This is a genomic window from Serratia sp. PF-27, assembly GCF_030053255.1.
Taxonomy (GTDB): Bacteria; Pseudomonadota; Gammaproteobacteria; order Enterobacterales; family Enterobacteriaceae; genus Serratia; species Serratia bockelmannii.
The window spans coordinates 119,088-144,513 of record NZ_JASGBT010000020.1 but is presented as its reverse complement, the minus strand read 5'-3'; the positions used below and the strand labels follow the sequence as shown (position 1 = coordinate 144,513).

Sequence of the window (25,426 nt, the reverse complement as noted above, 5' to 3'; positions counted from 1 at the left end):
ATTGCAGTAAAACTACCCTGTCGCCGGGTTACACCGTGAGGTCAAAATGTGCGGCCAGCGCTTTTTTACCGGCGGGGGTCAGCTGCAGCTCGCGGCTGTCGAGCCGGCGAAGGATCCAGCCGCGTTGGATAAAGGCGGCCAACAGCGCGGCGCCCAGCGCGCCGCCGAGGTGAGATCGGCGCTCGCTCCAGTCCAGACAGCCGCAGGCGAAGCGGCGGCGAGTGGGCGCGGGGGAGCAATCGACGCCCAGCCGCGTCAGCGCGGCCTGACCGGCGTCGCTTAATCGGTAGTCTTCTTCACCGGCCAGCCAGTTCAGCGCATGCAGCCGATCGTGCAGCTTCACCGCTACCTCGCCCGCCATATGGTCGTAGCAGGTGCGAGCATATTGCAGCGTGGTGGGCGTGCTGCTTTTCACCGACGGGCGCGGTACGCCCGCCAGCGCCATCAGGCCTTCCAGTGCGTCGGCCACCGGCTGACCGGCCAGCCGGAAATAGCGATAGCGCCCCTGTTTGACGCAGGCGATCAGCCGCTGCTCCAGCAGTTTCGCCAGATGCGCGCTGGCGGTGGACGGGGCAACCTCGACCGCCGCGCTGAGCTCGGTGGCGGTGTAGGCGCGCCCGTCCATCAACAGGCACAGCATGCGCGCCCGGGTGCGGTCGGCGATGGCGGCGCTCAGCGCCGCTAAACGATCTTCAATGTCGATGTTATGCATACTTCGAGGTTAGACGAAGTATGGCTGCGCGTCCATCGTTAGTCTGTGGTTATCGCACTCTGGTGCTGTGCGTCTGCGTTCGCTTGATATTGATGAGCGGGCGTTGGAATCGGTGCGGTGGCGCCATTCTTACCATGCGTGCGTACCGGAATTTTACCGTGAGAGGAGACGATAATGATCGCCGTGATTTTTGAACTGCAGGCCGCCGATGGGCGGCGCGATACCTATCTGACGCTGGCGGCGGAGCTGAAGCCGCTGCTGGCGCAGATCGACGGATTCATTTCCATCGAGCGCTTTCAAAGCCTGGCCGATCCTGCGCGCCTGCTGTCGCTCTCTTTCTGGCGTGACGAGGCGGCGGTGCAGCAGTGGCGCAATCTCGAGCAGCATCGCGCGGCACAGGCGCGCGGCCGTGGCGAGGTGCTGGCGCAGTACCGGCTGCGGGTGGCGGAGGTGGTGCGGGACTACGGGCTGGAGAGACGCGACCAGGCGCCGCAGGATAGCCGTTGCTATCATCGCACCTGAAAAAAGCCCGCCGGCGGCGGGCTTTCGTCCGCTATTTCGCTTCGCTGCCCACCTTCATCGCTCCGGCGTAGCTGGCGCCCATTCCCCAGGCGGCGCCGTGGTCGCGGGCGATCTGCAATACGCCCCCCGCCGTGGCCTTGCGGCTCCAGTCCTGCTGCCATTCCAGCATCAACGCCACCCAGTTGATAGGGGTGGCGCCCGCCTGTATCAGGCGCTGCATGGCGTTGTTTTGGCTATCTGGCGTAATGTCGCCGGTGACGTCCGACAGAATATAAACCTCATACCCCTCGCCCAGGGCTGACAGCGCCGGCAGCATCACGCAGCTGGCGGTCCACAGCCCGCCGATGATGATTTTCTTGCGGCCGGATTGTTTAATCAGATCCACCACGCGCCGATCCTGCCAGACGTTGATGGCGGTGCGATCGTACACCTGCAGGTCCGGGCGTGCCTGCGTCACTTGCTGGAATACCGGCCCGGCGAAGCTTTTGGCGTTGGCCGAGGCCAGAATGGTCGGCACGTTGAACACCTTGGCGGCCTTGGCGATGCCGGCGGCGTTATTCACCAGATTGGTTTGATCGATAGAGGAAATGGTCATGCCGAACATGTCCTGCAGATCGACCAGCAGCAACAGGCTGTTGTCGGCGGTCAGCGGTTGCACATAACCCGCCTGGCGGCTATCGGCGGCGGGGGATTGCGCCAGCGCGGCGACGGGGGCGGCGGCGGCGCTCAGGCCGAGCATCAGGGCGATTAGGGTCTTTTTCATTATTAACTCCATGATTATCAGTAGATTAAATTCACTTCCCACTCAGGGAAGCGGTTGAATGAAGTCTACTGAGGTTGTTGAGGTTAATAATCTGTGTTTTATTGAATTTATAATTAACCAATAGGACATAATATGGACGTGCTACTGACGATGCGCGCCTTTCGCCGCGTGGTTGAGCGCAACAGTTTCTATAAGGCGGCGGAGGATCTGGCGATCACGCCGGCGGCGTTGAGCAAGCAGATTAAGCAGTTGGAGAGCCGATTGGGTACGTTGTTGCTGGTGCGCACCACCCGCAGCATGAGCCTGACCGAAGCCGGGCAGCTCTATTACCAGGAAGCCTGTCGGCTGCTCGGCGAGTTCGACGCCTTGGAGCAAACGGTTGCCGCCAGCGCGCAGCAGGTCTCCGGCACGCTGCGGGTCAATGCGCCGCTCTCGTTCGGCCTGACGGTGCTGTCGCCGCTGCTGCCGCCGTTTATGCAACGCTACCCGCAGCTGCAGGTGGAACTGACGCTGGACGACAGGGTATTGGACGTAGTGGCGGCCGGTTTCGATATTTCCTTGCGCATTCGCCGACGGCTGCCGGATTCTTCCCTCAGCGCCCGGGCGCTGGGTGACGTGCACCAGCGAATTTGCGCCGCGCCCGGCTATTTGGCGCAGCACGGCGTGCCGCAAACGCCCAATGAATTGCAGCGGCACAGCTGTCTGGCCTATTCCCTGGCGGAAAGGCCGGGGCAGTGGCAGTTCACCGCCGGCGAGGAGAGCCTGAGCGTGGCGTTCACTCCCCGGCTGATCGCCAACAACAGCCTGATGCTGCGGGATATGCTGGTGGCGGGACTGGGTATCGGTTCGCTGCCGTCGTTCGTGGCGGATCCCGAGATCGCCGCCGGCAGGCTGGTGCGGCTGTTCCCTGAACAGATTGCCGACGTGCATCAGATTTTCGCGGTTTACCCGACGCGCCGGCATCTGCAGCAGAAAGTGAGTTTATTCACCGAGTTTGTGCGAGAACAGGGATTGATGACGGCGAATTGACAACGGCGCACGGTTGTCATATTCATTAGCTATGAAAAAATCCTACCGCTCATTCGCGCTAATTATTATCACCCGTCTCCAAAGGGTGGGATAGCGCGTGTGTCGCCAATAAAAACCCGCCGGCAGGCGGGTTTTTATTATCCCCTTCCGGCAACGACCGGAGAACGTCATGCAAACCTACCCTGCAGTTTTACACCTGATGTGCGGCAAGGCCGGCGCAGGCAAATCGACGCTGGCGCAGCGTTTGGCGCAGCGGCCGCAAACGCTGTTGCTGGTCGAAGATGCATGGCTGGCGACGCTGTATGAACAGGAAATGGCCAGCCTGCAAGACTATGCGCGCTGTTCCGAACGGTTACGGCGGGCGCTGGGCGGGCACCTTTTTCAGCTGCTGCGCGGCGGTTGGTCCGTGGCGCTCGATTTTCCGATGAATACGCCGGACAGGCGGCGCTGGGCCAAAGCGTTGGCGGAGGAGGCCGGCGTCGCACACTGCCTGCACTTTCTCGATGTCAGCCATGCGCAGTGCCTGAGCAGGATAACGCTGAGAAATGCGCGCGGCGAGCACCCGTTTACACTGAGCGAAGCGGAGTTTGAGCGCCTGGCGCAGTACTTTGTTCCCCCGGCGGAAGAGGAAGGGATGACTATCTTGCGTTATGGCGAACAGGACTGAAAACCGGCGCCATGACGGCGCCGGCAACAGGGTTAGGCTTCGGCGTTAAACGCGTTGTGGAAGGTGACCTCCGCGCACGGCAGCGCGCCCTGGAAGGCGATGGCGCGGAAGTAGTCTTGCGGCACGCCCGGCAGGGCCAGCGCGCACTGCGCCTGGAAGCCGAAACGGCCGTAATAGTTCGGATCGCCCAGCACTACGCAGCCTGCGGCGCCGCGTTCCTGCAGCTCGGCCAGCAGCCGGCGGATCAGCCGGCTACCGATCCCCTGGCTCTGATAGGCCGGCAGCACCGACACCGGCGCCAGCCCGTACCACCCGGCGGCGCCGTTGCTGAGCACGATCGGCGAGACGGACGCGTGCCCGATCGGTGTGCCATTGTGCTCGGCGACCAGCGACAGGGTGAGAGCGCCTGCCGCGCGCAGCGCGCTGACGATAAACTGCTCGGTGTGGCTGCTGTGCTCGGCATGCAGGAACGCGGCGGCGGTCAGGGTGGCGATGGCGCCGACGTCGGCCGGCGTTTCGTGGCGTAACGTGATGTTCATGGTTGTATCCTGATTAAATAAGGCTGTGCCGACCGGGCTGCCTGCCCGGCCGGTATCGATGATTAACGGTTATCCAGCTGCGCCCGCACGGCCTTGAGCCCGGCGAAGGTGACGCGATAAGGGCGCCCCTGGCGAGAGAGGATCAGGCGTTTGGTTTTGAGCTTGGTGAAGACGGCCAGCGAGCAGTCGGCCAGGCCGAGCCCTTCGCGGGTGTAGCATTCGACGTGGGTGACGCGACCGGCGTCGTTGCGGGTGAAGGCGATATAGCCGCCTTTGGCCAACACGTGCAGCACGCGTTGTTCCGCTTTGGAAATGTTCATGTTGGGAGATCCTGTAATAACCCCAGATACGCGCATCCCCGCGCAAACGCGCGTCGGATACGTCAGAGTCCCTCGCCATACGGCAAGGAAGCGACTATCGGGTGGTTACAATCTCCAACATACAGGCCTCGGGCAGTGAAAAACGCCAGGGCGGCGTTTAAGCGCAGTTAATGTAGCCAATGGCAGGTTGGCTGTCAATTTGCCGGCAGCGCGGGCCGCCGGCGAAAGGCCAATTAGAAAGGCTTGGTTGGCAGGTATTTGCCGTCCAGGGTGATCACCGCGCGTTCACCACCTTCGGGATCGGCGACCTTCTTGATATCCAGCTTGAAGTTGATGGCGCTGATGATGCCGTCGCCAAACTGCTCGTGCACCAGCGCTTTCAGCGTGGAACCGTAAACCTGCAGCATTTCATAGAAGCGATAAATGGTCGGATCGGTTGGCACGCCGCCGGGAATGCTGCCGCGCAGCGGGATGGTTTGCAGCAGCAGCACCGCTTCTTCGTCCAGCCCCAGCTTGGCCGCTACCGTGCGCGCCGCCGGTTCCGGCAGCGCATGCTGCCCCAGCAGGGCGGCGGTGACAAACGCCAGGCTGAGACCGGTGCCCTCGGCCAGCGCTTCGAACGTCAGATTATGGCGGATCTTGGCGGCCATGATGGTGTCGGTGAGCGCTTCGCGCGGGGCGGTGTTGTGCAGAGAGTGTGTCATGTTGACTCCTTTTGTGGGCTTAAAAACGGGCGATCGCCGGGGTGGCGGTCACCTCGGGATGGGTGGCGAGCGGCACGAAGCGGCGGGTTTCGCCGTCCAGCGCCTCGATAGCGCCGCTGGCGATGTCATAGACCCAGCCGTGCAGCGCCAGGCGGCCCTGATCCAGCGCCAGGGCGACGGAAGGGTGCGTTTTGATGTTGTTGAGCTGGGCGATGACGTTTTCGCGCACCATCGATGCGACCCGGGCTGCGTCGGAGGTGTGCGGATAAGCCTGGTTGACCGCCTTGGCGGAATCGGCGTAACGCAGCCAGCCGGCGACCGTCGGCAGGTGATCCAGACACTGGCAGGTGGCGATGGCGGTCATCGCGCCGCAGTCGGAATGGCCGCAGATCACGATGTCTTCTACGCCCAGCGCAGCGACGGCGTACTCGACCGAGGCGGTCACCCCGCCGGGTTCGGGGCCAAAAGAAGGCACGATGTTACCGGCGTTGCGGATCACGAACAGATCGCCCGGCTCGCGCTGGGTGACCAGCTCCGGCACCAGGCGGCTGTCGGAACATGAGATAAACAGGGTGCGCGGGTTTTGGCGGGTCGCCAACTGCTGAAACAGCGCCGTGCGTTCAACAAAGGCTTCGCGCTGGAACTTCAGGAAGCCTTCAATCACCTCTTTCATCCGTTTCTCCATTGGGTGTCGTTATGCGATGGCGGCATGATGAACGCTTCTGGCTATAGGGTCTAAGACCCATTTATAATGCTGGCTATAGGTTTTACTAATAGCTGGGGCGCTATGCTGCTGCGACACATCCGTTATTTTCTGGCCGTTGCCGAACAGGGCAACTTCACCCGCGCCGCCGAAGCGTTGCACGTCTCGCAACCGACGTTGTCCCAGCAGATCAAGCAGTTGGAAGACGCACTGGGAGCGCCGTTGTTCGATCGCAGTGGCAGAGCCGTGCGCCTGACCGACGCCGGTGAGGCGTGGATGCGCTATGCGCGGCTGGCGCTGCAGGATTTGGGCGCCGGCGCGCGGGCGATCCATGACGTGGCGACGCTGGCGCGCGGCCATTTGCGGCTGGCGATGACGCCAACCTTCACCGCCTATCTGGTGGGGCCGACGATCGATGCGTTCTACCGCCGCTACCCGGGGATTACCCTGAGCATTGAGGAGATGGCGCAAGAGCGGATCGAGGCGCTGCTGGCGCAGGATCGGCTGGACCTGGGGATCGCCTTCGAGATGGCGCAGTCGGCGGAGGTAGAAGCCACGCCGTTGTTCAGCGAGACGCTGGAGCTGATGGTCGGCGCCGATCATCCCCTGGCGGCGCATCGCCGTCCGCTGAGGCTGGCGGAGTGGCAACATCTGCCGCTGGCTTTGCTGAGTGGCGACTTCGCCACGCGGCAGTTTATCGATCGCTACTGCACACAGTTGGGATTTCGGCCGCAGGTGGCGGTGGAGGCCAATGCGCTGGGCGCCATCGTCGAGATCGTGCGGCGCGGGCAGCTTGCCACGCTGCTGCCAGCCGCCATTGCGCGCGAGAACCGGCAGTTGAAAAAAGTGGCGTTGGCCAACGCCATGCCGGTGCGACAGGCGGTATGGCTGCAGCGCAAAGGCGCTTACCGCAGCGCCGCCGCGCAGGCGTTTATCGCCGTTTTGCAGCAACAGGGCGTTACGCCAACGCACTCCAGCGCTGCGTCATCCCCAGCAGATGCACCAGCCCGAAGCCGAGGCAAATCAGCGAGCTGACGACGATGAAGCGTTGGCTGCGGCCAGTATCACGCAGGGCGAAAGGGCCGGCGACGCCGCGCAGCAGGTAGATAAAGGTGATGATAAACAGCGCGGGCCGCAGCAGCGGCAGCGGCACGATCAGGCCCGCGCCGGACAGCGCGTACAGCGCCCAAATAAACAGAACCAGCGCGATACCGGCGGTGACGACGGCCGGGAACTTTTTACCCGCTTCCGCCGCCTTAATGAAGCGATCGCCGGCGCCGCACAGCCGATAGCCGCGCGGCCCGGCGGCGATCACCCAAATATGCAGCAGGGCGGCGATGGTGCTCAGCGCGGCGCCGATCAGCAGTGCGGTGTTATAGAGGTGTGGCATGGTAAGGCTTCCCTGTCAGAAACGTGATTGGCATGAAGCGTAGACCAGAAAAGACGAATTAACCGAACGCAACAGGGAAGAGGAGCAAGTGATGAGAGTGGCGACAGGCATGCTGAGCGTATTGGCGCTGTGGAGCGGGCTGGCGATGGCGCAATCTGCAGCGCTGACGCTGCCGCGGGAGGATGGTTCGAGTATTCATTACTATCTGGACGCTGCGGTGCCCGGGCAATCGTCGGCGGCGCTGTTGGTGATCCTGCAAGGTTCGGATTGCAACAGCGTGCGGCATATCCGCCTGGTCACGCCGATGCGGCAGGTGTTACCCGCCGCAGATCTGCTGACGGTGGAGAAATACGGCATCGACGACACCTTGCCGTACCGCGAAGAGGTGCCGCGGCAGGATTGCCCGGACGCTTTCGTGCAGCATGATACGCCGCAGCGGCGGGTGAGCGATGTCACCCAGGTACTGCAGGCGGTGAGTGCGCGCAACGGCTATCAAAAGGTCGCGGTGCTGGGGGGCAGCGAAGGGGCGGTGATCGCCAATCTGGTGACGGCCTCCTCGGGCCTGGTTGACGCCACCCTGGCGTTCAGCGGCGGCGGACGCTGGTTTATTGACGATGTGCGCCACAGCGTGGCCGACGCGCCAAAAGAAGAGAAAGCCGGGCTGAACGCATTTTTACAGCAGGTGCTGACGGCGCCGCCGTTCCCCCTGAACGCCAGCGATCATGGCTATGCCTGGTGGCATGGCATGCTGAACATCGATCAGCTTGCCACCCTGCGCAGCATCAAGACGCCGGTGCTGATCGTGCAGGGTGACCAGGATCGCGCCGTTTCGCCGGGGGCGGTAGGGAAAATGATCGCCGAGCTGCGGGCCGACGGCAAAACGAATATCACTTACCTGAATTATCCGGCTTTAGACCATGTGATGCGGCGCGAAAATGGCGAGAGTGAAATGACGCGGGTGGTGGCGGATATGCGCGCGTGGCTGGAGAAGCAGCTGCGCTGAGCGTCGGTATTAGGACAAACTATGTAATAATTGACGCGAGTTTCTTTGGACTGAGTGATCTGCTGCTCAATTGAACACAATGTTATTTAATCAGGGCTTCCGTCGTGTATTTTTTTAACCGCAAACCTGAAAATGAAATACCCTAAGAAAATTCCAGCTATGGAGGTCGCAACCCACAGATACTTAAAACTATCGTCGGAATAAAACATGAACCAGACAATGGCTAACAGCGAGAGGGCCACAACGCCGCACCCAATGCCCTGAATAATTCTGGATAAAGCCGCCAGCATAAAGTTCTTCATACGTTAACCTTTGCAAAAAAGTACTGACAAATTTGGTTGAATTTCTTTCGATCTCTTTCCCAAACCGAGACGGCATCCTCGAATGGTCGGACTTTGTTTTCTAACAGAAAGTACAGCAGATCGAGGTTTCCCAGGCGTCTGAGTTGATCATACATCCGTGAGTTTCTTGCCCTCAAGTCGCGTGATGTATAGACAGAGCGCGATATGCTTGCCCCAGCGGTGAGAATTGAGCCAACGGCAACACCGGAGACAAACCGTGGGATGATTTGTTTAGAGAATATATATCCCATGTTTGCGGTGGCTAACTGATTAAAGGCGAATTTGCCGATGAGTTTGCCTGATGTTCTTATGGTCATGTCCTTAACATCTTCAAACTTGACCTTACTGGCGAAGTTTTCGATGAAGATATGAGCCACTTTCTCGATGCTTGCTTTATTGGCCAGGCCTGACTTGATGAGTCTGATAAATCGCTCTTTATCTTGCGAGTTTAACCATCTGTTTTCAGTATCAATATAGTCGTAGCCCAGGTAGTAGAAATCGACCGGTACGCTGATAAAACCTTGTGCAAACCCGCGCACTAAATTGCTGTCAATGTTTACGGCATCCGCCATGTCGTTGGCTATCTGCTTTGCGCTTTTCATAGAAATCCTTTTCAATATGAACCGCCGAATCTAGCAGACTTTTTGTACGCAAGCCAATGCCCACCGGCAAACGGCACCAGCCTGACGCTCAAAATGTCACCGAAACTTCCCGCGATCTCTGCACCCCGTTGTGGCATAATGCGCGCCAAATCACATTCCCTATGTATAAAGAGCGAGCGCTGTGTTAAGCACTAACAACATCACCATGCAGTTCGGCAGTAAGCCGTTGTTTGAAAACATCTCTGTTAAATTCGGCGGCGGCAACCGTTACGGCCTGATCGGCGCCAACGGCTGCGGCAAGTCCACCTTTATGAAAATCCTCGGCGGCGATCTGGTGCCGAGCGGCGGCAACGTGTTCCTCGATCCGAACGAGCGCCTGGGTAAACTGCGTCAGGATCAGTTCGCCTTCGAGCAGTACAGCGTGCTGGACACCGTGATCATGGGTCACACCGAACTGTGGGCGGTGAAGGAAGAGCGCGACCGCATCTACGCATTGGCGGAGATGAGCGAAGAAGACGGCTATAAAGTAGCCGACCTGGAAGTGGCCTACGGCGAAATGGACGGTTATACCGCCGAAGCGCGTGCCGGCGAACTGCTGCTTGGCGTGGGCATTCCGGTGGAACAGCACTATGGCCCGATGAGCGAAATCGCACCGGGCTTCAAGCTGCGCGTGTTGCTGGCGCAGGCGCTGTTCTCCGATCCGGAAATCCTGTTGCTCGACGAACCAACCAACAACCTGGACATCGACACCATTCGTTGGCTGGAGCAGGTGCTGAACGAACGCAACAGCACCATGATCATCATCTCGCACGACCGTCACTTCCTGAACATGGTCTGCACCCACATGGCGGATCTGGACTACGGCGAGCTGCGCGTCTACCCGGGCAACTACGACGAATACATGACCGCCGCCACCCAGGCGCGTGAGCGTTTGATGGCGGACAACGCTAAGAAGAAAGCGCAGATCAGCGAGCTGCAATCGTTCGTCAGCCGCTTTAGCGCCAACGCCTCCAAATCCAAGCAGGCCACGTCGCGCGCCCGCCAGATCGACAAGATCCAGCTGGAAGAGGTGAAAGCCTCCAGCCGCCAGAACCCGTTCATCCGTTTCGAGCAGGACAAAAAGCTGTTCCGTAACGCATTGGAAGTGGAAGCGCTCACCAAGGGCTTCGACGAAGGCCCGCTGTTCAACAAGCTGAACCTGATGGTGGAAGTGGGCGAGAAGGTCGCGGTGCTGGGTGCCAACGGCATCGGTAAAACCACCCTGCTGAAAACGCTGGTGGGCGACGCGCAGCCGGACAGCGGCACCGTGAAGTGGTCGGAAAATGCCCGTATCGGTTATTACGCGCAGGATCACGAATACGAGTTCGACGACACCCTGACCGTGTTCGACTGGATGAGCCAGTGGAAGCAGGAAAAAGACGACGAGCAGGCGGTGCGCAGTGTGCTGGGCCGTTTGCTGTTCAGCCAGGACGACATCAAGAAGCGCGTGAAGGTGCTATCCGGTGGTGAGAAGGGCCGCATGCTGTTCGGCAAGCTGATGATGCAGCGCCCGAATATTCTGGTGATGGACGAACCGACCAACCACTTGGATATGGAATCCATCGAATCGCTGAACATGGCGCTGGAGATGTACGAAGGCACGCTGATCTTCGTCTCCCACGACCGTGAGTTCGTCAGCTCGCTGGCGACCCGGATTCTGGAAATCACCCCGAACAAGGTGATCGACTTTACCGGCAACTACGAAGACTATCTGCGCAGCCAGGGCATCGTGTAACCCTCGCGGTAACGCATCAGGGCGGGAATTATCCCGCCCTTTTTTTATCCGTCATTCCCCGCCGCACACTTCGCAGTGCGGATCCTTCGGCAGCTTCATCTCGCGGAACTGCATGCTCATCGCATCGAACATCAACAGCTTGCCGCGCAGCGGCTGACCATAGTCGGCCAGCAGCTTGATGGCTTCCATCGCCTGCAGAGTGCCGATGGTGCCGACCAGCGGCGCCATCACGCCCGCTTCCACGCAGGTGAGGGCGCTGTCGCCGAACAGCCGGCTCAGGCAGCGGTAGCAGGGTTCGCCCGGCTGATAGGTGAACACGCTGAGCTGGCCTTCCATGCGGATCGCCGCACCGGAAACCAGCGGCTTGCGCTGCGCGTGGCACAGGCGGTTCAGGGCATCGCGCGCCGCCACGTTGTCGGTGCAGTCCAGCGCCAGATCGCAGGCGGCGATCTCTGCCGCAACCGCGTCATCTTCCAGACGGCCGTCGATGGCATCGATGCGGATATGCGGATTGATGGCGCTCAGTTCCCGCCTGGCAGAGGCGACTTTGCTCTGGCCGATGCGATCGTCGCGGTGCAGGATCTGGCGCTGCAGGTTGGAGAGCGAGACGGTGTCGAAATCCACCAGCACCAGATGGCCGACGCCGGCCGCCGCCAGATATGGCGCGGCGGCGCAGCCCAGCCCGCCCAGCCCGGCGATCAGCACGCGGGCGGCCTTCAGCTTCTCCTGGCCGTCGAAGTCAAAGCCGCGCAGCACGATCTGGCGGTTGTAGCGCAGCGCTTCGGCGTCGGTCAATTCCGGCAGCATGTTCAGCTCCTCAGCAGGGCGTTGAACGGCTCGATCTCCACCGTTTCGCCTACCGCCACCGAACCGCGTTCGCGCTCCAGCACGATGAAACAGTTGCCCTGGCTGTAGGAGCTGAAGACGTGCGAGCCCTGGTGGCCGGTAGTGCTGACCTCCAGTTCACCCGCGGCGTTGCTGCTGAACACCCCGCGCTGAAAATCGAGGCGGCCCGGCGATTTCTTCAGCGGGGTTAGCGCCCGTGCGCGCAGGCGCGGCGGCAGGCGCCAGTCACTGTGACCGGCCAGCTTCGCCAGCAGCGGTTGCACCAGTTGGTAGAAGGTCAGGGCGGCGGAAACCGGGTTGCCCGGCAGGCCGCAGAACCAGGCGTGGCCCAGTTTGCCAAAGGCGAACGGTTTGCCGGGTTTGATCGCCAGCTTCCAGAAGCTGACCTGGCCCAGCTCGTCCAGCATCTGTTTGGTGTAGTCGGCCTCGCCGACCGAGACGCCGCCGCTGCTGATCACTACGTCGGCCTGGCTGTCCGCCTGTGTGAAGGCGTCGCGCAGCGCATCGCGATCGTCGCGGATAATGCCGAGATCGAGCACCTCGCAGCCCAGCTGTTCCAGCATCAGGCGCACCGCGAAGCGGTTGGTATCATAGATTTGGCCCGCCTGCAGCGGCTGGCCGACCGGCAGCAGTTCGTCGCCGGTGGAGAACACCGCGACCTTCAGCTTACGCATTACCTGCACTTCGGCGACGCCGAGCGAAGCCAGCAGCGGCAGCTGCGCGGCGCCTAGCTTCACGCCGGCTGGCAACACGCTCGCGCCTTGGCGAATGTCTTCACCCGCCAAACGGATATTCTGGCCGGCTTCAACCGGTGCGGTAAAACGCACGCCCTGGTCGCTCACTTCGGCCTGCTCCTGCATGATCACCGCGTCCGCCCCGGCCGGGATCGGCGCGCCGGTCATGATGCGCACGCAGCTGTTGGCCGGCCATTGGCCGTCGAACGGCGCGCCGGCGAAGGCTTTCCCGGCGACCGGCAGCGGCGCATTGGCCGCCAGATCGGCGAGGCGCACCGCATAGCCGTCCATCGCCGAGTTGGCGAACGGCGGCACGTCGAGCGGCGAGACCGCCGGCGCGGCGGTGATGCGGCCGGCGGCGGCGGTCAGGGCGACGGATTCGGTCTGCTGCAGCGGGGCGATCTGCCCGAGCATTTTTTCCAGCGCTTGCTCCAGGGAGATGAGATCGGAAGTATGGCAATGATCCATAAGGGGAACTCCGTAATCAGGGTGCGCATTGATAGCGACAAAGTGCGGGTATTATGGCAGAGAACGCCGGGGGGGAGAACGGGTTATGCCCGCCATCTTTCGCACTGCGCCGGAAGCGCGAACGGGTATAAACTGGGTAAAACAGAGGAGGATCATGATGCATAAACAGGTTATCGAGTTCTGGTTCGACGAGATCGAACCGGTGATGTGGTTCAAAAAGGACGACGATTTCGATCGTCTGCTGCACAGCCGTTTCGGCGAAATCTGGCGGGCGGCGGCGGCGGGGGAGCTGGCGCACTGGCGCGACACCATCGAAGGACGCCTGGCGGAGGTGATCGTGCTCGATCAGTTCAGCCGCAACCTGTTCCGCGGCACGCCGCAGTCGTTTGCCTGCGACGGCATGGCGCTGGTCCTGGCGCAGGAGGCGATCCGCAGCGGCGAGTGCGAACGGCTGAGCCGCGAGCAGCGAGGTTTTCTCTATCTACCGTTCATGCATTCGGAATCGCCGCTGATCCACCAGCAGGCGCTGGTGCTGTATACCGAGCTCAATAACGGTGACCAGTTGGAGTTCGAGCTGCGGCATAAGGCGATCATCGATCGTTTCGGCCGCTACCCGCATCGCAATGCGATATTGGGGCGCACCAGCACGCCGGAAGAAGAGGCCTTTTTACGGCAGCCCGGCTCGGGTTTTTAATCGTTGGATTATCTGCGCCCGGCCGGGTAAAAAACAGCAGGCCGGGCGCCGCAATAAGCGTTACTCAGCGCGAACGTTTATTTCATTACGCTCTACCGCTATTTCCTCTCGCGAAATTACCAATAATCCCAGCCGCACTACCAGCGGTTTACTGCTTTTTATAACCTGCTGTTTTTATTCCAATAAGCTATTTCAAGGTGCGAAATGGTCTAAGCGCGCTACGCTAAAAGCGGGACGTGGACGTTATGCTGTACTTCCACTGTAGGACTAAATAGAGTCGAAAAGACTGAATAATAATGATACCGCGCTCAGCTTATTCGCTGCGCAACGGCGGGATTAACACAGGGTGTCAGGCAAATGAGCAAACCAGTGATTGCCATTCATGGCGGCGCGGGCGCAATTACCCGGGCGGCGCTGAGTGCGGAAAAAGAACGGCAGTATATCCAGGCGCTGTCCGAGATCGTGGCCGCCGGGCAGGCGGTATTGGCACAGGGCGGTAGCGCGCTGGATGCGGTGACCGAAGCGGTGCGGCTGCTCGAAGAGTGCCCGCTGTTCAACGCCGGCAAAGGCTCGGTGTTTACCCATCAGGGCACCCACGAACTGGATGCCTGCGTGATGGACGGCCGCACCTGCGACGCCGGCGCTGTCGCCGGCGTCAGCCATATCCGCAACCCGGTGCTGGCGGCGCGCGCGGTGCTGGAAAACAGCGAACACGTGCTGTTTGCCGCCGAAGGCGCCGAGAAGTTTGCCGCCGCCCACGGACTGGAAATGGTTACTCCCGACTTCTTCTTTACCCAAGAACGCTTTGATCAGCTGCACCGCGCCCAGGCGGAGCAGGGCCGGGTATTGCTCGATCACGACGGCGCGGCACAGGCCGGCGATCCGCTCGATCCCGATCGCAAATTCGGCACCGTCGGCGCGGTGGCGCTGGATGCGCTGGGCAACCTTGCCGCCGCCACCTCCACCGGCGGCATGACCAACAAGCAGGCAGGGCGAGTGGGCGACACGCCGATTATCGGCGCCGGTTGCTATGCCAACAACGCCACTGTGGCGGTCTCCAGCACCGGCACCGGCGAGATCTTCATGCGCGGCGTGGCGGCCTATGACGTCTCCGCCCTGATCGAATACGGCGGCCTCAGCCTGCAGGCGGCCAGCGATCGGGTGGTGATGGAGAAGCTGCCTGCACTGGGTGGCAGCGGCGGCATGATCGCCGTCGATCGCCACGGCAATATCGCGCTGCCGTTTAACTGCGAGGGGATGTATCGCGGTTTTGGTTATGTCGGCGATGCGCCGTCCGTCGGGATTTATCGCTAAGCGTTCACCGGGAGGGTGTATGACCGACGTTTCATTCCGGCCCGCCGGCGACGGGTTGTCATTGCCGCCGCAGCGGGTGCTGACGGTGCGCGATCTGAGCATCCGTTTTCCTCAAGCGGACGGCGCCGTGGAAGCGGTGCGCAACCTGTCGTTCGATCTCGATCGCGGCGAGACGCTGGCGATCGTCGGTGAGTCCGGCTCTGGCAAATCGGTGACTTCACTGGGACTGATGCGGCTGGTGGAGCAGGGCGGTGGGCGCATCGTCAGCGGCGCCATGACGCTGCGCCGGCGCGACGGCGCGTTGCTCGAGCTGGCGCATGCCTCGCAGAGCACGCTGCGCACGGTGCGCGGCGCCGACATGGCGATGATCTTCCAGGAGCCGATGACCTCGCTCAACCCGGTATTTCCGGTCGGCGAGCAGATCGCCGAATCGCTGCGCCTGCATCAGGGCATGGACCACCGCAGCGCGCGTCAGGAGGCGCTGCGCATGCTCGATCTGGTGCGCATTCCGGAGGCCAAAGAGGTGCTGGGGCGTTACCCGCATCAGCTTTCCGGCGGCATGCGCCAGCGGGTGATGATCGCTATGGCGCTCTCTTGCAAGCCGGCGTTGCTGATTGCCGATGAACCCACTACCGCCCTCGACGTCACCATTCAGGCGCAGATCCTGCAGCTGATCCGCGTGCTGCAACAGGAGATGCAGATGGGGGTGATCTTCATCACTCACGACATGGGCGTGGTGGCAGAGATAGCCGACCGGGTGCTGGTGATGCGCCGCGGCGAGCAGGTGGAACAGAATCGAGTGCGTGAATTATTCGCCGCGCCGCAACAGGCCTATACCCGGGCGCTGCTGGCGGCGGTGCCGAAGCTGGGGGAGATGGCCGATCGGCCGCTGCCGGCGAAGTTTCCGCTGGCGGATGGCGAGGGGGATACGGCGCCGCAGGATACCGTGCCGCCAGACGCTGCGCCGATCCTGCGGGTGGAGCATCTGGTCACGCGTTTTGATCTGCGCGGCGGGTTGTTCAATCGGGTCACTCGCCGGGTGCACGCGGTAGAAAACGTCAGTTTCGATCTTTACCCTGGCGAGACGCTGGGGCTGGTGGGCGAGTCCGGCTGCGGTAAGTCCACCACCGGGCGCGCTTTGCTGAAGCTGGTGGACAGCCAGAGCGGCACCATCAACTTCGCCGGGCGGCGGATAGACCAATTGAAGGGGTCGGCGCTGCAGCATCTGCGGCGCGATATTCAGTTCATCTTTCAAGATCCTTACGCCTCGCTCGATCCGCGCCTGACGGTCGGTTTCTCCATCATGGAGCCGCTGTTGGTGCACAACGTGATGCGCGGCCGTGAGGCGGAACGGCGGGTGGCCTGGCTGCTGGAACGCGTCGGTCTGCAGCCGGAGCATGCGCGCCGCTATCCGCACGAATTTTCCGGCGGCCAGCGCCAACGCATCTGCATCGCGCGCGCGCTGGCGCTGAACCCGAAAGTGGTGATCGCCGATGAAGCGGTCTCGGCGCTGGACGTGTCGATTCAGGCGCAGATCGTCAATCTGCTGCTCGATCTGCAGCGTGAGTTCGGCATCGCTTTTCTGTTCATTTCACACGACATGGCGGTGGTGGAGCGTATCAGCCACCGGGTGGCGGTGATGTACCTCGGGCAAATTGTCGAGATCGGCCCGCGGCAGGCGGTATTCGACAATCCGCAGCACCCCTATACCCGCAAGTTGATGGCGGCGGTGCCGGTAGCCGATCCCGCTCATGCCCACAAACGGCAGCCGCTGCCGGCCGATGAGATCCCGAGCCCAGTGCGCGCACTGGGCGATGAACCCGTTACCGCACCGCTGGTGCAGGTTGGCGCCGGGCACTTTGTCGCCCGCCACCCGATCGCCGGTGCTTTTTAAAGACCTCAGGAGAGACAAGCGACATGAAGCACACATTCAAACGCAATGCGCTGTTGGCCGCCATACTGCTGGCGGCGGGAACCGGCCCGGTTTGGGCGGCGAAGGACGCGGTGATTGCCGTGGCGTCCAATTTCACCACTCTTGATCCTTACGACGCCAACGACACGCTGTCGCAGGCGGTGGCCAAGTCTTTCTATCAGGGGTTGTTCGGCTTCGACAAGGACATGAAGCTGGTGAACGTGCTGGCGGACAGCTATGAGGTCAGCAAAGACGGCTTGACCTATACCGTCAAACTGCGTCAGGGCATTAAATTCCACGACGGCACCGCGTTCAACGCCGAGGCGGTGAAGGCCAACCTCGATCGCGCCAGTAACCCGGACAGCCACCTCAAGCGCTACAACCTGTTCAAGATGATCGACAAAACCGAGGCGGTGGACGCCAATACGGTGAAGATCGTGCTGAAGGCGCCGTTCTCGGCGTTCGTCAACAATCTGGCGCACCCGGCGGCGGCGATCATCTCCCCGGCGGCGCTGAAGCAATACGGCAAAGAGATCGGTTTCCACCCGGTCGGCACCGGGCCGTATCAGTTCGTGACCTGGAACCAGACCGATTTCGTCAAGGTGAAGAAGTTCGACGGCTACTGGCAGCCGGGGCTGCCGAAGCTCGACAGCATCACCTGGCGCCCGGTGGTGGATAACAACACCCGCGCGGCGATGCTGCAGACCGGCGAGGCGACCTTCGCCTTCCCGATCCCTTACGAGCAGGCCAAGGTGCTGGAGGGCAACGCCAAGCTGGACGTGGTGGCTGCGCCGTCGATCCTGCAGCGTTACATCAGCATGAACGTCACTCAAAAGCCGTTCGACAACCCGAAGGTGCGCCAGGCGCTCAACTACGCGATTAACAAGGACGCGCTGATCAAGGTGGCGTTCGCCGGTTATGCGGTGCCGGCGGAAGGGCCGGTGCCCCCGGCCATCGATTTCGCCGCCCGCTATAAGCCGTGGCCGTACGATCCGGCCAAGGCGCGCGAGCTGTTGAAAGAGGCCGGCTACCCGAACGGCTTCACCACCACGCTGTGGTCGTCCCACAACCACAGCACCGCGCAGAAAGTGCTGCAGTTCACCCAACAGCAGCTGGCGCAGGTGGGGGTGAAAGTGACGGTGACGGCGATGGATGTCGGGCAGCGCGCGGCGCAGGTGGAGAGCGTCGGGGTGAAAGACACCGGCGTGCGGCTGTTCTACACCGGCTGGTCGGCCTCGACCGGGGAAGCGGACTGGGCGCTGTCGCCGCTGTTCTCCACCCAGGCGGCGCCGCCGAAGCAGTTCAACACCGCGTTCTACAGCAACCCGCAGGTGGACAAGGATCTGACCGACGCGCTGGCGACCACCGATCGCGCCGAGAAGCAGAAACTGTATCAGGATGCACAGGATCGCATCTGGGCCGACGCGCCCTGGATCTTCCTGGCGACCGAACGTCTGTTGTCGGCCAACAGCAAACAGCTGAGCGGCTTCTACGTGATGCCGGATACCTCGTTCAACTTTGATAACGCCGATCTGAAATAAGGCGCCCATCCCCGCCTGCGGCCAGACGGCGGCAGGTGGGGGAAGGAATGAGATGCTCAATTATTTTCTGAAACGACTGCTGGGCCTGATCCCGACGCTGCTGATCGTGGCGGTGCTGGTGTTCCTGTTCGTCCACCTGCTGCCGGGCGATCCGGCGCGGCTGGCGGCGGGGCCGGAGGCCGACGAGGCGGTGGTGCAGCTGGTGCGCAAGGATCTGGGGTTGGATAAGCCGCTGCCGCAGCAGTTCGCGCACTTTTTCGTCAACGCGCTGCGGGGCGACTTCGGCATCTCGATGGTGTCCAAGCGCCCGGTGAGCGAAGAGATCGCCTCGCGCTTTATGCCGACCTTCTGGCTGACCGTCGCCAGCATGCTGTGGGCGGTAGCGTTCGGCCTGGCGATCGGCGTGGTGTCGGCGGTGTGGCGTAACCGTTGGCCGGATCGTCTCGGCATGACGCTGGCGGTATCGGGGATCTCGTTCCCGGCCTTTGCGCTCGGCATGCTGCTGATGCAGGTGTTCTCGGTCGAGCTGGGGTGGCTGCCGACGGTGGGCGCCGACAGCTGGCGGCACTACATTCTGCCTTCTATCACCTTGGGGGCGGCGGTGGCGGCGGTGATGGCGCGTTTTACCCGCGCTTCGTTCGTCGAGGTGTTGCAGGAGGACTACATGCGCACCGCGCGCGCCAAGGGCGTTCGGGAAAGCGTGGTGGTGATGAAGCACGGCCTGCGCAACGCGATGATCCCGGTAGTGACCATGATGGGGCTGCAGTTCGGCTTCCTGCTCGGCGGTTCGATCGTGGTGGAGAAGGTGTTCAACTGGCCGGGGCTGGGGCGCTTGCTGGTGGACTCGGTGGAGATGCGCGATTACCCGGTGATCCAGGCCGAGGTGCTGCTGTTCTCGCTGGAGTTCATCCTGATCAACCTGCTGGTGGATATGTTGTACGCGGCGATCAACCCGGCGATTCGTTACCAATGAGGAGGCGGCATGATTAAGCATTGGCGGCGCAACGCCGCACTGAAGGCGATGCCGCTTATCGACCCCAACGCGGTACGCACGCCGTGGGGCGAGTTTTGGCGGCGTTTTCGCCGCCAGCGGGCGGCGCTGGTCGCCGGCCTGTTGGTGCTGCTGCTGATTGCGGCGGCGCTGCTGGCGCCTTATCTGGCGCCGTTCGATGCGGAAAACTATTTCGATTACGACCGGCTGAACGAAGGGCCTTCGCTGATGCACTGGTTGGGGGTGGATTCCCTCGGACGCGATATTTTCAGCCGCATCCTGATGGGCGCGCGCATTTCGCTGGCGGCCGGGGTGTTCTCGGTGCTGGCGGGCGGGGCGATCGGCACCCTGCTGGGGCTGCTGGCCGGTTACTATGAAGGCTGGTGGGATCGCCTCACCATGCGCGTCTGCGACGTGCTGTTCGCGTTTCCCGGCATTTTGCTGGCGATCGGCGTGGTGGCGATCATGGGCAGCGGCATGGCCAACGTGATCGTCGCGGTGGCGATCTTTAGCATTCCGGCCTTCGCCCGCCTGGTGCGCGGCAATACGCTGGTGCTGAAGCACCTGACCTATATCGAGTCGGCGCGCAGCATCGGCGCCTCGGACTGGACCATCATCCTGCGGCACATCCTGCCAGGCACCCTGTCTTCGATCGTGGTCTATTTCACCCTGCGCATCGGCACCTCGATCATCACCGCCGCCAGCCTGTCGTTTTTGGGCCTGGGCGCCCAACCGCCGACGCCGGAGTGGGGGGCGATGCTCAACGAAGCGCGCGCCGATATGGTGATCGCGCCGCACGTGGCGATCTTCCCCAGCCTGGCGATATTCATCACCGTGCTGGCGTTCAACCTGTTGGGTGACGGATTGCGCGACGCGCTCGATCCGAAATTGAAGGGGTGAGGGCATCGCTGAATTGGCATACCCCTGTTTTACGAGTATAATTGATGAAAATTTGACCCGTGTATATTACAGGGATGAGGTATGGATATGGCAAATAGCAATGTGACGAAAAAGACAGTCAACGTAACCATCGATCGCGATCTTTTCCAGCGCGCAAAATCCCTGGGCGTCAATGTGTCATCCGTATTGACGGACGCATTGAGCGTCCGCGTCAGGGATATTGAGATTCAACAGTGGCGCGAGCAAAATCGCGCGGCCTTAGAAGAACTTAATCGTATCACTGAAGAAAATGGTTTGTTGTCTGATGAATATCGGACATTTTAAATATGCAATTTACCGTATATGACAATACGTATCCGGCATCAGCCTATCCCTACTTACTGGACGTTCAAAGCGATCTTATTGATGTCCTCTCGACCCGGTTAATGATCCCCCTTTATGCTTTGGATAACGTCAGGGTTAAAATTTCTGCACGTTTATGCCCGGAGATTGAGGTCAACGGCGAAAAGTTTCTTGTTATGACGCATGAGATGGCTGCCGTACGTATTTCGCAGATTGGGAAGGCCGTTGGTAATGTCAATGAGCACAGGAATCAAATTAAAGCCGCTATCGATTTTCTGATTGATGGCTTTTGAATAAATCCGGGCGGTTAAACCGCCCGGATTTTTATCAGCGGAACAGGTGCTCGGCGTGGAAGCGCAGGTGATCTTCCACGAAGGTGGCGATGGTGAAGTAGCTGTGATCGTACCCCGGCTGAATGCGCAGCGTCAGCGGCCAGTCGCGCTGGCGCGCCAGTTCGGCCAGCCGCGCCGGCTGCAGCTGATCGGCCAGGAACTGGTCGTCATCGCCCTGATCGATAAGGACCGGCATTTTTTCCGCGCCGCTGGCCAGCAGATGGCAGCTGTCGTACTGCAGCCACTGGCTCTCGTCGCTGCCCAGATAGGCGGTGAACGCCTTGCGGCCCCACGGCACCTGGCACGGGTTGACGATCGGCGCGAACGCCGATACCGAGCGGAAGCGCTGCGGATTGCGAAACGCCATCATCAGCGCGCCGTGGCCGCCCATCGAGTGGCCGAAGATCGACTGACGATCGCTGACGCTGAAGTGCTGTTCGATCAGCGCCGGCAGTTCGGCGCTGATGTAGTCGTACATGCGGAAGTGGCGATCCCACGGCGCCTGGGTGGCGTTCAGGTAGAACCCGGCGCCCTGGCCCAGATCGTAACCTTCGTCGTTCGGCACCTCGTCACCGCGCGGGCTGGTGTCCGGCATCACCAGCACCAGGCCCAGCTCGGCGGCGATGCGCTGCGCGCCGGCTTTCAACGTGAAGTTCTCGTCGTTGCAGGTCAGCCCCGACAGCCAGTACAGCACCGGCGGCGGGTTGTCATCGCGCGGCGGCGGCAGGTAGATGCTGAATGTCATGTTGCAATTCAGGCTCTGCGCCGCGTGGCGATAACGCTGTTGCCAGCCGCCGAACATGCGGTGCTCTTCGAGAAGTTCCAATGACAGCGTCATCTCTGCCTCCTGGCTTATTTGTCGAAGTGGATGACGGAACGGATCGATTTGCCTTCGTGCATCAAATCGAACGCTTCGTTGATCTGCTCCAGCCCCATGGTGTGGGTGATAAAGTCGTTCAGCGCGAATTCGCCGTCCAGATAGCGCTCGACGATGCCCGGCAGCTGCGAACGGCCCTTGACGCCGCCGAATGCCGAGCCGCGCCAGACGCGGCCGGTGACCAGCTGGAACGGCCGGGTCGAGATCTCTTCGCCGGCGCCCGCGACGCCGATGATCACCGATTCCCCCCAGCCCTTGTGGCAGCACTCCAACGCGGAACGCATCACGTTGACGTTGCCGATGCACTCGAAGGAGAAGTCGACGCCGCCGTCGGTCAGCTCGACGATCACCTCCTGAATCGGTTTGTCATAGTCTTTCGGGTTGATCAGATCGGTAGCGCCCAGCTTGCGCGCCAGATCGAACTTGCTGGTGTTGATGTCGATGCCGATGATGCGGCCCGCGCCGGCCATCTGCGCGCCGATGATCGCCGACAGGCCGATGCCGCCCAGGCCGAAGATCGCCACGGTGTCGCCCGGCTGCACTTTGGCGGTGTTCATCACCGCGCCCATGCCGGTGGTGACGCCACAGCCCAGCAGGCACACTTCTTCCAGCGGCGCTTCCTTGTTGATTTTCGCCAGTGAAATCTCCGGCACCACGGTGTATTCGGAGAAGGTGGAAGTGCCCATGTAGTGGAAGATCGGCTTGCCGTCCTTGAAGAAGCGGGTGGTGCCGTCCGGCATCAGGCCTTTACCCTGGGTGGCGCGGATCGCCTGGCACAGGTTGGTCTTGCCGGATTTACAGAATTTGCACTCGCCGCACTCCGGGGTGTAGAGCGGGATCACGTGATCGCCGACCGCCACGCTGGTGACGCCTTCACCGACCGCTTCCACCACGCCGCCGCCCTCGTGGCCGAGGATCGCCGGGAACACGCCTTCCGGATCTTTGCCGGACAGGGTGTAGGCGTCGGTGTGACAAACGCCGGTGGCGACGATCCGCACCAGTACTTCGCCTTTTTGCGGTGGCATCAGCTCGACTTCTTCGATCTTCAGCGGCTGGTTCGGGCCCCAGGCAACGGCGGCGCGGGTTTTGATCATCTCCATCATAGTCTCCTCAGTGGTTTTCTTTTTAAATCAGGCGATATCGAAAACGTCTGATAAATCGTTGGGGGTGCTTTCATCAACAGCGGCGGTTTCCGTCTGTTCAATAATCAACTCTTTCAGCGCGCGCACGTTCGGCCCGAACGCGTCGCGGCGCCACAGCAGCCAGGTGGCGGTGTCGGCCACGTCCGGCGGCAGGGTGTGAACTCGAACCCGCTCATGGCCCGGCAGCAGGCTGAGCACCGAATGCGGGATCATCGCCAGCCCGGCGCCGCTGGCGACGCAGGCCAGCATGGCGTGATAGGACTGGATCTCCATAATTTGCCCTGGCCGCGCGCCTTCGCGCTTGAACCAGGCCTCCAGCCGCAGGCGGTAGGAGCAGCTGGCGCGAAAGGCGAACAGCGTTTCGCCATTGGCGTCTTTGGCGCTGTGGATCGGCGCGTGATCGAGACAGGAGATCACTACCATATGTTCAGGATAGGCGATGCAGCCGTTCAGCTCGTCATAGGGCACCGGGCCGTCGACCAGCGCCGCCGCCAGCGTGCCGGCGCGCACCCGATCGGCGATTTCGCCGGAGGTGCCGGTGGTCAGCGACAGCGAAACCTGCGAGAAACGCTGGTGGTAAGCCGCCAGCAGCGAGGGCAGGCGGGTGGCGGCGGTGCTTTCCATCGAGCCGAGGGCGAAGTTGCCCGCCGGTTCACCGGCGTGGGTGATGCTCATCGCCTCGTCGCTCAGCGCCAGGATGCGGTTGGCGTAGCACAGAAAGTTATGGCCCATCGGCGACAGGCGCAGGCGCTGTTTTTCGCGGATAAACAGATCGGCGCCCAGCTCCTGCTCAAGCTGGCGCAGCCGGGTGGTCAGGTTCGACGGCACGCGGTGCAGCTGCTCGGCGGCGCGGGCGACCGAGCCGGTTTCCGCTACGCAGCAGAACATGCGAAGCTGGGTCAGATCCATAATATTCTCGTTTCGTGATGAACTTGATTAGTATTATTCAGTTTTTGTGAGTTTAATACTGCGGCATGATACTGGCAACTTTCTTTTAACCTTTTGGATGCCGATATGGCTTTACGTATTGCCTTGAGCGGGTTTGCCGCGCTGATCGTCGCGATGGGCATTGGCCGCTTCGCTTTCACCCCGCAGGTGCCGCTGATGATCGCGGAACATCAGTTCAGCCTCACCGGCGCCGGGCTGGTGGCGGCGATCAACTATTTGGGCTACCTGTGCGGCGCCTACGACGCGATGCGCGCCACGCGCCACGTCGAGCGGCGCCTGTGGCTGGGCGTATGGGGCGCGATGGCGCTGACGCTGCTGTCGGCGCTGGCGCAGGATGAATGGACGCACGGTGCGCTGCGCTTCGTCATCGGCTGGGCCAGCGGCTGGGCGATGGTGCTGGTGGCGGCCTGGACCAACGAGCGGTTGGCGCACTACGGCCGGCCGGCGCTGAGCGCGGCGGTGTTCGCCGGGCCGGGTGCCGGTATCTTCCTCAGCGGCATGCTGGCGGTGGGCATCAACACGCTGGGGCTGACGGCGGCGCAGGCCTGGCTGGTGTATGGCGGGCTGGCGCTGGTGTTGGTCGGGGGGATTAGCGCCTTTCTGCCGCGCAGCGGCGAGCTGCATCGCCCGGATGTGGCCCCGGAGCCGCTGCTGCTGACGCCGGCGCTCAAACGCCTGGTGTGGAGCTACAGCCTGGCCGGCTTTGGCTACATCCTGCCGGCGACGTTCTTGTCGCAGATGGCGGCCGCGCGCTTTCCCGGTAGCCTGTTCGCGCAGTTCGTCTGGCCGGTGTTCGGCGGCGCGGCGGTGCTGGGGATTGTGATCGGCATTTTGACCCGTCATCGGCTGACCACCCAGACCCGGCTGGCGATCACGCTGTGGATACAGGCGCTGGGCGTGCTGAGCGCCGAAGTGGTGCCGGGTGTGACCGGCCTGGCGCTCGGGGCGGTGCTGACCGGCGGCGGTTTCCTCTGCGTGGTGCAGCTCGCCCTTCAGCACGGCCGTGAACTGGCGCCGCGCCATGCGCGCTACATGGCCGGATTGCTGACCACCGGTTATGCGATCGGCCAACTGGTCGGGCCGATGCTGTCGGCGCTGTCGACCGCCATGACCCATCGGCTGGAGCCGGCGCTGTACGTGGCGGTGGCGGCGCTGTTGGTGGCCGGTGCGTTGGTGATGAATACCCCGGCGCGGCGGTTGGCGCAAAAACGGCGATGCGCTGATTAAAATCCATACAAAAAGCGTGGAATCCCGCAGCCGGCCTGATTGTGCTAAATGCGAATATTTCACCTGCGGATGAAGCACAATCACTGGAT

At 61.9% G+C, this 25,426-nt stretch carries 29 protein-coding genes; 15 read left to right on the top strand and 14 right to left on the bottom strand.

Translation table 11 applies throughout. The features are described 5' to 3' along the window. Nucleotides 1-28: 28 nt before the first annotated feature. A complete protein-coding gene (locus QMZ29_RS13650; RefSeq protein ID WP_049208883.1) occupies nucleotides 29-712 on the bottom strand; it encodes an ArsR/SmtB family transcription factor in 684 nt (227 codons plus the stop codon). Between the two features lie 174 nt (nucleotides 713-886). On the opposite strand from QMZ29_RS13650, the gene QMZ29_RS13645 reads away from it, so the two are divergent. Continuing rightward, nucleotides 887-1,234 carry an antibiotic biosynthesis monooxygenase family protein gene (locus QMZ29_RS13645; RefSeq protein WP_197764722.1) on the top strand — a complete coding sequence of 116 codons (348 nt, stop codon included), beginning with the start codon at nucleotides 887-889 and terminating at the stop codon, nucleotides 1,232-1,234. Nucleotides 1,235-1,265: 31 nt separating this feature from the next. Here QMZ29_RS13645 and QMZ29_RS13640 read toward each other — a convergent pair whose 3' ends face one another. After that, nucleotides 1,266-1,997, bottom strand: coding sequence for an isochorismatase family protein (locus tag QMZ29_RS13640; protein WP_089195680.1), 732 nt, complete (start codon nucleotides 1,995-1,997; stop codon nucleotides 1,266-1,268). A 132-nt stretch (nucleotides 1,998-2,129) separates the two neighbouring features. Between QMZ29_RS13640 and QMZ29_RS13635 the strand changes: the two genes are divergently transcribed. Further along, a complete protein-coding gene (locus tag QMZ29_RS13635) occupies nucleotides 2,130-3,026 on the top strand; it encodes a LysR family transcriptional regulator (protein WP_197832881.1) in 897 nt (298 codons plus the stop codon). 169 nt (nucleotides 3,027-3,195) lie between these two features. Continuing rightward, complete coding sequence (locus QMZ29_RS13630; RefSeq protein ID WP_147822980.1) at nucleotides 3,196-3,693, top strand: P-loop nucleotide/nucleoside kinase family protein; 498 nt, start codon at nucleotides 3,196-3,198, stop codon at nucleotides 3,691-3,693. Nucleotides 3,694-3,725: 32 nt separating this feature from the next. Here QMZ29_RS13630 and QMZ29_RS13625 read toward each other — a convergent pair whose 3' ends face one another. From QMZ29_RS13625 to QMZ29_RS13610, 4 genes are all read right to left on the bottom strand, one after another. Then, nucleotides 3,726-4,232, bottom strand: a complete 507-nt coding sequence (locus QMZ29_RS13625; RefSeq protein WP_049203428.1) for a GNAT family N-acetyltransferase — start codon at nucleotides 4,230-4,232, stop codon at nucleotides 3,726-3,728. A gap of 62 nt (nucleotides 4,233-4,294) precedes the next feature. After that, nucleotides 4,295-4,552, bottom strand: coding sequence for a YjhX family toxin (locus tag QMZ29_RS13620; RefSeq protein ID WP_004939031.1), 258 nt, complete (start codon nucleotides 4,550-4,552; stop codon nucleotides 4,295-4,297). Nucleotides 4,553-4,785: 233 nt separating this feature from the next. Continuing rightward, entirely contained in the window at nucleotides 4,786-5,256 is a 471-nt protein-coding gene (gene cynS / locus QMZ29_RS13615; RefSeq protein WP_049203430.1) for a cyanase, read from the bottom strand. 19 nt (nucleotides 5,257-5,275) lie between these two features. Then, on the bottom strand, nucleotides 5,276-5,929 hold the full coding sequence (locus tag QMZ29_RS13610; RefSeq protein WP_147822981.1) for a carbonic anhydrase: 654 nt from the start codon (nucleotides 5,927-5,929) through the stop codon (nucleotides 5,276-5,278). Nucleotides 5,930-6,043: 114 nt separating this feature from the next. On the opposite strand from QMZ29_RS13610, the gene cynR reads away from it, so the two are divergent. Continuing rightward, complete coding sequence (gene cynR / locus QMZ29_RS13605; protein WP_197769717.1) at nucleotides 6,044-6,994, top strand: transcriptional regulator CynR; 951 nt, start codon at nucleotides 6,044-6,046, stop codon at nucleotides 6,992-6,994. Here cynR and QMZ29_RS13600 read toward each other — a convergent pair. After that, the gene (locus QMZ29_RS13600; protein ID WP_147822982.1) at nucleotides 6,918-7,349 is read right to left on the bottom strand and encodes a hypothetical protein; all 432 of its coding nucleotides are present in this window, start codon (nucleotides 7,347-7,349) and stop codon (nucleotides 6,918-6,920) included. The two genes, cynR and QMZ29_RS13600, sit on opposite strands and share 77 nt — an antisense overlap. A 91-nt stretch (nucleotides 7,350-7,440) precedes the next feature. Here QMZ29_RS13600 and QMZ29_RS13595 point away from each other — a divergent pair, with 91 nt between their 5' ends. Further along, entirely contained in the window at nucleotides 7,441-8,352 is a 912-nt protein-coding gene (locus tag QMZ29_RS13595; protein ID WP_072269809.1) for an alpha/beta hydrolase family protein, read from the top strand. A gap of 86 nt (nucleotides 8,353-8,438) precedes the next feature. On the opposite strand, the gene QMZ29_RS13590 is transcribed toward QMZ29_RS13595, so the two are convergent. After that, nucleotides 8,439-8,654, bottom strand: coding sequence for a hypothetical protein (locus QMZ29_RS13590; RefSeq protein ID WP_025302132.1), 216 nt, complete (start codon nucleotides 8,652-8,654; stop codon nucleotides 8,439-8,441). Beyond that, on the bottom strand, nucleotides 8,651-9,295 hold the full coding sequence (locus QMZ29_RS13585) for an Ssp6 family T6SS pore-forming effector (RefSeq protein ID WP_197769716.1): 645 nt from the start codon (nucleotides 9,293-9,295) through the stop codon (nucleotides 8,651-8,653). Before QMZ29_RS13585 ends, QMZ29_RS13590 begins: the two co-directional genes overlap by 4 nt. A gap of 181 nt (nucleotides 9,296-9,476) precedes the next feature. Between QMZ29_RS13585 and QMZ29_RS13580 the strand changes: the two genes are divergently transcribed. Continuing rightward, nucleotides 9,477-11,069: an ABC-F family ATPase gene (locus tag QMZ29_RS13580; protein WP_025302134.1), complete on the top strand. Its 1,593-nt coding sequence runs from the start codon at nucleotides 9,477-9,479 to the stop codon at nucleotides 11,067-11,069. A gap of 51 nt (nucleotides 11,070-11,120) precedes the next feature. On the opposite strand, the gene moeB is transcribed toward QMZ29_RS13580, so the two are convergent. Together moeB and moeA are read right to left on the bottom strand one after the other, a co-directional pair. Continuing rightward, a complete protein-coding gene (moeB, locus tag QMZ29_RS13575) occupies nucleotides 11,121-11,876 on the bottom strand; it encodes a molybdopterin-synthase adenylyltransferase MoeB (RefSeq protein WP_197769715.1) in 756 nt (251 codons plus the stop codon). A 2-nt stretch (nucleotides 11,877-11,878) separates the two neighbouring features. Continuing rightward, nucleotides 11,879-13,117, bottom strand: coding sequence for a molybdopterin molybdotransferase MoeA (gene moeA / locus QMZ29_RS13570; protein ID WP_197769714.1), 1,239 nt, complete (start codon nucleotides 13,115-13,117; stop codon nucleotides 11,879-11,881). A gap of 157 nt (nucleotides 13,118-13,274) precedes the next feature. Between moeA and QMZ29_RS13565 the strand changes: the two genes are divergently transcribed. The 8 genes from QMZ29_RS13565 (at nucleotide 13,275) to QMZ29_RS13530 (ending at nucleotide 21,104) form a co-directional block, all read left to right on the top strand. Continuing rightward, complete coding sequence (locus tag QMZ29_RS13565) at nucleotides 13,275-13,811, top strand: DUF924 family protein (protein WP_049295271.1); 537 nt, start codon at nucleotides 13,275-13,277, stop codon at nucleotides 13,809-13,811. 357 nt (nucleotides 13,812-14,168) lie between these two features. Continuing rightward, nucleotides 14,169-15,125 carry an isoaspartyl peptidase/L-asparaginase family protein gene (locus QMZ29_RS13560; RefSeq protein WP_025302138.1) on the top strand — a complete coding sequence of 319 codons (957 nt, stop codon included), beginning with the start codon at nucleotides 14,169-14,171 and terminating at the stop codon, nucleotides 15,123-15,125. A 19-nt stretch (nucleotides 15,126-15,144) separates the two neighbouring features. After that, on the top strand, nucleotides 15,145-17,019 hold the full coding sequence (locus QMZ29_RS13555) for a dipeptide ABC transporter ATP-binding protein (RefSeq protein ID WP_049208873.1): 1,875 nt from the start codon (nucleotides 15,145-15,147) through the stop codon (nucleotides 17,017-17,019). A 23-nt stretch (nucleotides 17,020-17,042) separates the two neighbouring features. Then, the gene (gsiB, locus tag QMZ29_RS13550) at nucleotides 17,043-18,578 is read left to right on the top strand and encodes a glutathione ABC transporter substrate-binding protein GsiB (protein WP_261423894.1); all 1,536 of its coding nucleotides are present in this window, start codon (nucleotides 17,043-17,045) and stop codon (nucleotides 18,576-18,578) included. 52 nt (nucleotides 18,579-18,630) lie between these two features. Beyond that, nucleotides 18,631-19,551, top strand: coding sequence for a glutathione ABC transporter permease GsiC (gene gsiC / locus QMZ29_RS13545; protein WP_025302141.1), 921 nt, complete (start codon nucleotides 18,631-18,633; stop codon nucleotides 19,549-19,551). A 9-nt stretch (nucleotides 19,552-19,560) separates the two neighbouring features. Continuing rightward, nucleotides 19,561-20,469 carry a glutathione ABC transporter permease GsiD gene (gene gsiD, locus QMZ29_RS13540; protein ID WP_169540348.1) on the top strand — a complete coding sequence of 303 codons (909 nt, stop codon included), beginning with the start codon at nucleotides 19,561-19,563 and terminating at the stop codon, nucleotides 20,467-20,469. An 81-nt stretch (nucleotides 20,470-20,550) separates the two neighbouring features. Beyond that, nucleotides 20,551-20,793, top strand: coding sequence for a type II toxin-antitoxin system CcdA family antitoxin (locus QMZ29_RS13535; RefSeq protein ID WP_079449478.1), 243 nt, complete (start codon nucleotides 20,551-20,553; stop codon nucleotides 20,791-20,793). Between the two features lie 2 nt (nucleotides 20,794-20,795). Then, complete coding sequence (locus tag QMZ29_RS13530; RefSeq protein ID WP_025302144.1) at nucleotides 20,796-21,104, top strand: CcdB family protein; 309 nt, start codon at nucleotides 20,796-20,798, stop codon at nucleotides 21,102-21,104. Between the two features lie 34 nt (nucleotides 21,105-21,138). Here the strand turns inward: QMZ29_RS13530 and fghA are convergent, their stop codons facing one another. Genes fghA through ptrR form a run of 3 tightly spaced genes read right to left on the bottom strand, consistent with a single transcriptional unit; the run spans nucleotide 21,139 to nucleotide 24,071 of the window. After that, complete coding sequence (gene fghA / locus QMZ29_RS13525; protein WP_015377214.1) at nucleotides 21,139-21,981, bottom strand: S-formylglutathione hydrolase; 843 nt, start codon at nucleotides 21,979-21,981, stop codon at nucleotides 21,139-21,141. A gap of 14 nt (nucleotides 21,982-21,995) precedes the next feature. Further along, a complete protein-coding gene (locus QMZ29_RS13520; RefSeq protein ID WP_016928454.1) occupies nucleotides 21,996-23,120 on the bottom strand; it encodes an S-(hydroxymethyl)glutathione dehydrogenase/class III alcohol dehydrogenase in 1,125 nt (374 codons plus the stop codon). Between the two features lie 30 nt (nucleotides 23,121-23,150). Beyond that, nucleotides 23,151-24,071 (bottom strand): putrescine utilization regulator PtrR, encoded by a 921-nt coding sequence (gene ptrR, locus QMZ29_RS13515; RefSeq protein ID WP_060432733.1) that lies wholly within the window; start codon nucleotides 24,069-24,071, stop codon nucleotides 23,151-23,153. Nucleotides 24,072-24,176: 105 nt separating this feature from the next. On the opposite strand from ptrR, the gene QMZ29_RS13510 reads away from it, so the two are divergent. Then, nucleotides 24,177-25,337, top strand: a complete 1,161-nt coding sequence (locus QMZ29_RS13510) for a YbfB/YjiJ family MFS transporter (protein WP_261423880.1) — start codon at nucleotides 24,177-24,179, stop codon at nucleotides 25,335-25,337. Nucleotides 25,338-25,426 lie beyond the last annotated feature (89 nt).

Excerpts from the sequence above, each read along its gene's own strand:
- QMZ29_RS13650 (WP_049208883.1), bottom strand. The coding sequence starts at position 712 with ATGCATAACATCGACATTGAAGATCGTTTAGCGGCGCTGAGCGCCGCC.
- QMZ29_RS13645 (WP_197764722.1), top strand. The coding sequence starts at position 887 with ATGATCGCCGTGATTTTTGAACTGCAGGCCGCCGATGGGCGGCGCGAT.
- QMZ29_RS13640 (WP_089195680.1), bottom strand. The coding sequence starts at position 1,997 with ATGAAAAAGACCCTAATCGCCCTGATGCTCGGCCTGAGCGCCGCCGCC.
- QMZ29_RS13635 (WP_197832881.1), top strand. The coding sequence starts at position 2,130 with ATGGACGTGCTACTGACGATGCGCGCCTTTCGCCGCGTGGTTGAGCGC.
- QMZ29_RS13630 (WP_147822980.1), top strand. The coding sequence starts at position 3,196 with ATGCAAACCTACCCTGCAGTTTTACACCTGATGTGCGGCAAGGCCGGC.
- QMZ29_RS13625 (WP_049203428.1), bottom strand. The coding sequence starts at position 4,232 with ATGAACATCACGTTACGCCACGAAACGCCGGCCGACGTCGGCGCCATC.
- QMZ29_RS13620 (WP_004939031.1), bottom strand. The coding sequence starts at position 4,552 with ATGAACATTTCCAAAGCGGAACAACGCGTGCTGCACGTGTTGGCCAAA.
- cynS (WP_049203430.1), bottom strand. The coding sequence starts at position 5,256 with ATGACACACTCTCTGCACAACACCGCCCCGCGCGAAGCGCTCACCGAC.
- QMZ29_RS13610 (WP_147822981.1), bottom strand. The coding sequence starts at position 5,929 with ATGAAAGAGGTGATTGAAGGCTTCCTGAAGTTCCAGCGCGAAGCCTTT.
- cynR (WP_197769717.1), top strand. The coding sequence starts at position 6,044 with ATGCTGCTGCGACACATCCGTTATTTTCTGGCCGTTGCCGAACAGGGC.
- QMZ29_RS13600 (WP_147822982.1), bottom strand. The coding sequence starts at position 7,349 with ATGCCACACCTCTATAACACCGCACTGCTGATCGGCGCCGCGCTGAGC.
- QMZ29_RS13595 (WP_072269809.1), top strand. The coding sequence starts at position 7,441 with ATGAGAGTGGCGACAGGCATGCTGAGCGTATTGGCGCTGTGGAGCGGG.
- QMZ29_RS13590 (WP_025302132.1), bottom strand. The coding sequence starts at position 8,654 with ATGAAGAACTTTATGCTGGCGGCTTTATCCAGAATTATTCAGGGCATT.
- QMZ29_RS13585 (WP_197769716.1), bottom strand. The coding sequence starts at position 9,295 with ATGAAAAGCGCAAAGCAGATAGCCAACGACATGGCGGATGCCGTAAAC.
- moeB (WP_197769715.1), bottom strand. The coding sequence starts at position 11,876 with ATGCTGCCGGAATTGACCGACGCCGAAGCGCTGCGCTACAACCGCCAG.
- moeA (WP_197769714.1), bottom strand. The coding sequence starts at position 13,117 with ATGGATCATTGCCATACTTCCGATCTCATCTCCCTGGAGCAAGCGCTG.
- QMZ29_RS13565 (WP_049295271.1), top strand. The coding sequence starts at position 13,275 with ATGCATAAACAGGTTATCGAGTTCTGGTTCGACGAGATCGAACCGGTG.
- QMZ29_RS13560 (WP_025302138.1), top strand. The coding sequence starts at position 14,169 with ATGAGCAAACCAGTGATTGCCATTCATGGCGGCGCGGGCGCAATTACC.
- QMZ29_RS13555 (WP_049208873.1), top strand. The coding sequence starts at position 15,145 with ATGACCGACGTTTCATTCCGGCCCGCCGGCGACGGGTTGTCATTGCCG.
- gsiB (WP_261423894.1), top strand. The coding sequence starts at position 17,043 with ATGAAGCACACATTCAAACGCAATGCGCTGTTGGCCGCCATACTGCTG.
- gsiC (WP_025302141.1), top strand. The coding sequence starts at position 18,631 with ATGCTCAATTATTTTCTGAAACGACTGCTGGGCCTGATCCCGACGCTG.
- gsiD (WP_169540348.1), top strand. The coding sequence starts at position 19,561 with ATGATTAAGCATTGGCGGCGCAACGCCGCACTGAAGGCGATGCCGCTT.
- QMZ29_RS13535 (WP_079449478.1), top strand. The coding sequence starts at position 20,551 with ATGGATATGGCAAATAGCAATGTGACGAAAAAGACAGTCAACGTAACC.
- QMZ29_RS13530 (WP_025302144.1), top strand. The coding sequence starts at position 20,796 with ATGCAATTTACCGTATATGACAATACGTATCCGGCATCAGCCTATCCC.
- fghA (WP_015377214.1), bottom strand. The coding sequence starts at position 21,981 with ATGACGCTGTCATTGGAACTTCTCGAAGAGCACCGCATGTTCGGCGGC.
- QMZ29_RS13520 (WP_016928454.1), bottom strand. The coding sequence starts at position 23,120 with ATGGAGATGATCAAAACCCGCGCCGCCGTTGCCTGGGGCCCGAACCAG.
- ptrR (WP_060432733.1), bottom strand. The coding sequence starts at position 24,071 with ATGGATCTGACCCAGCTTCGCATGTTCTGCTGCGTAGCGGAAACCGGC.
- QMZ29_RS13510 (WP_261423880.1), top strand. The coding sequence starts at position 24,177 with ATGGCTTTACGTATTGCCTTGAGCGGGTTTGCCGCGCTGATCGTCGCG.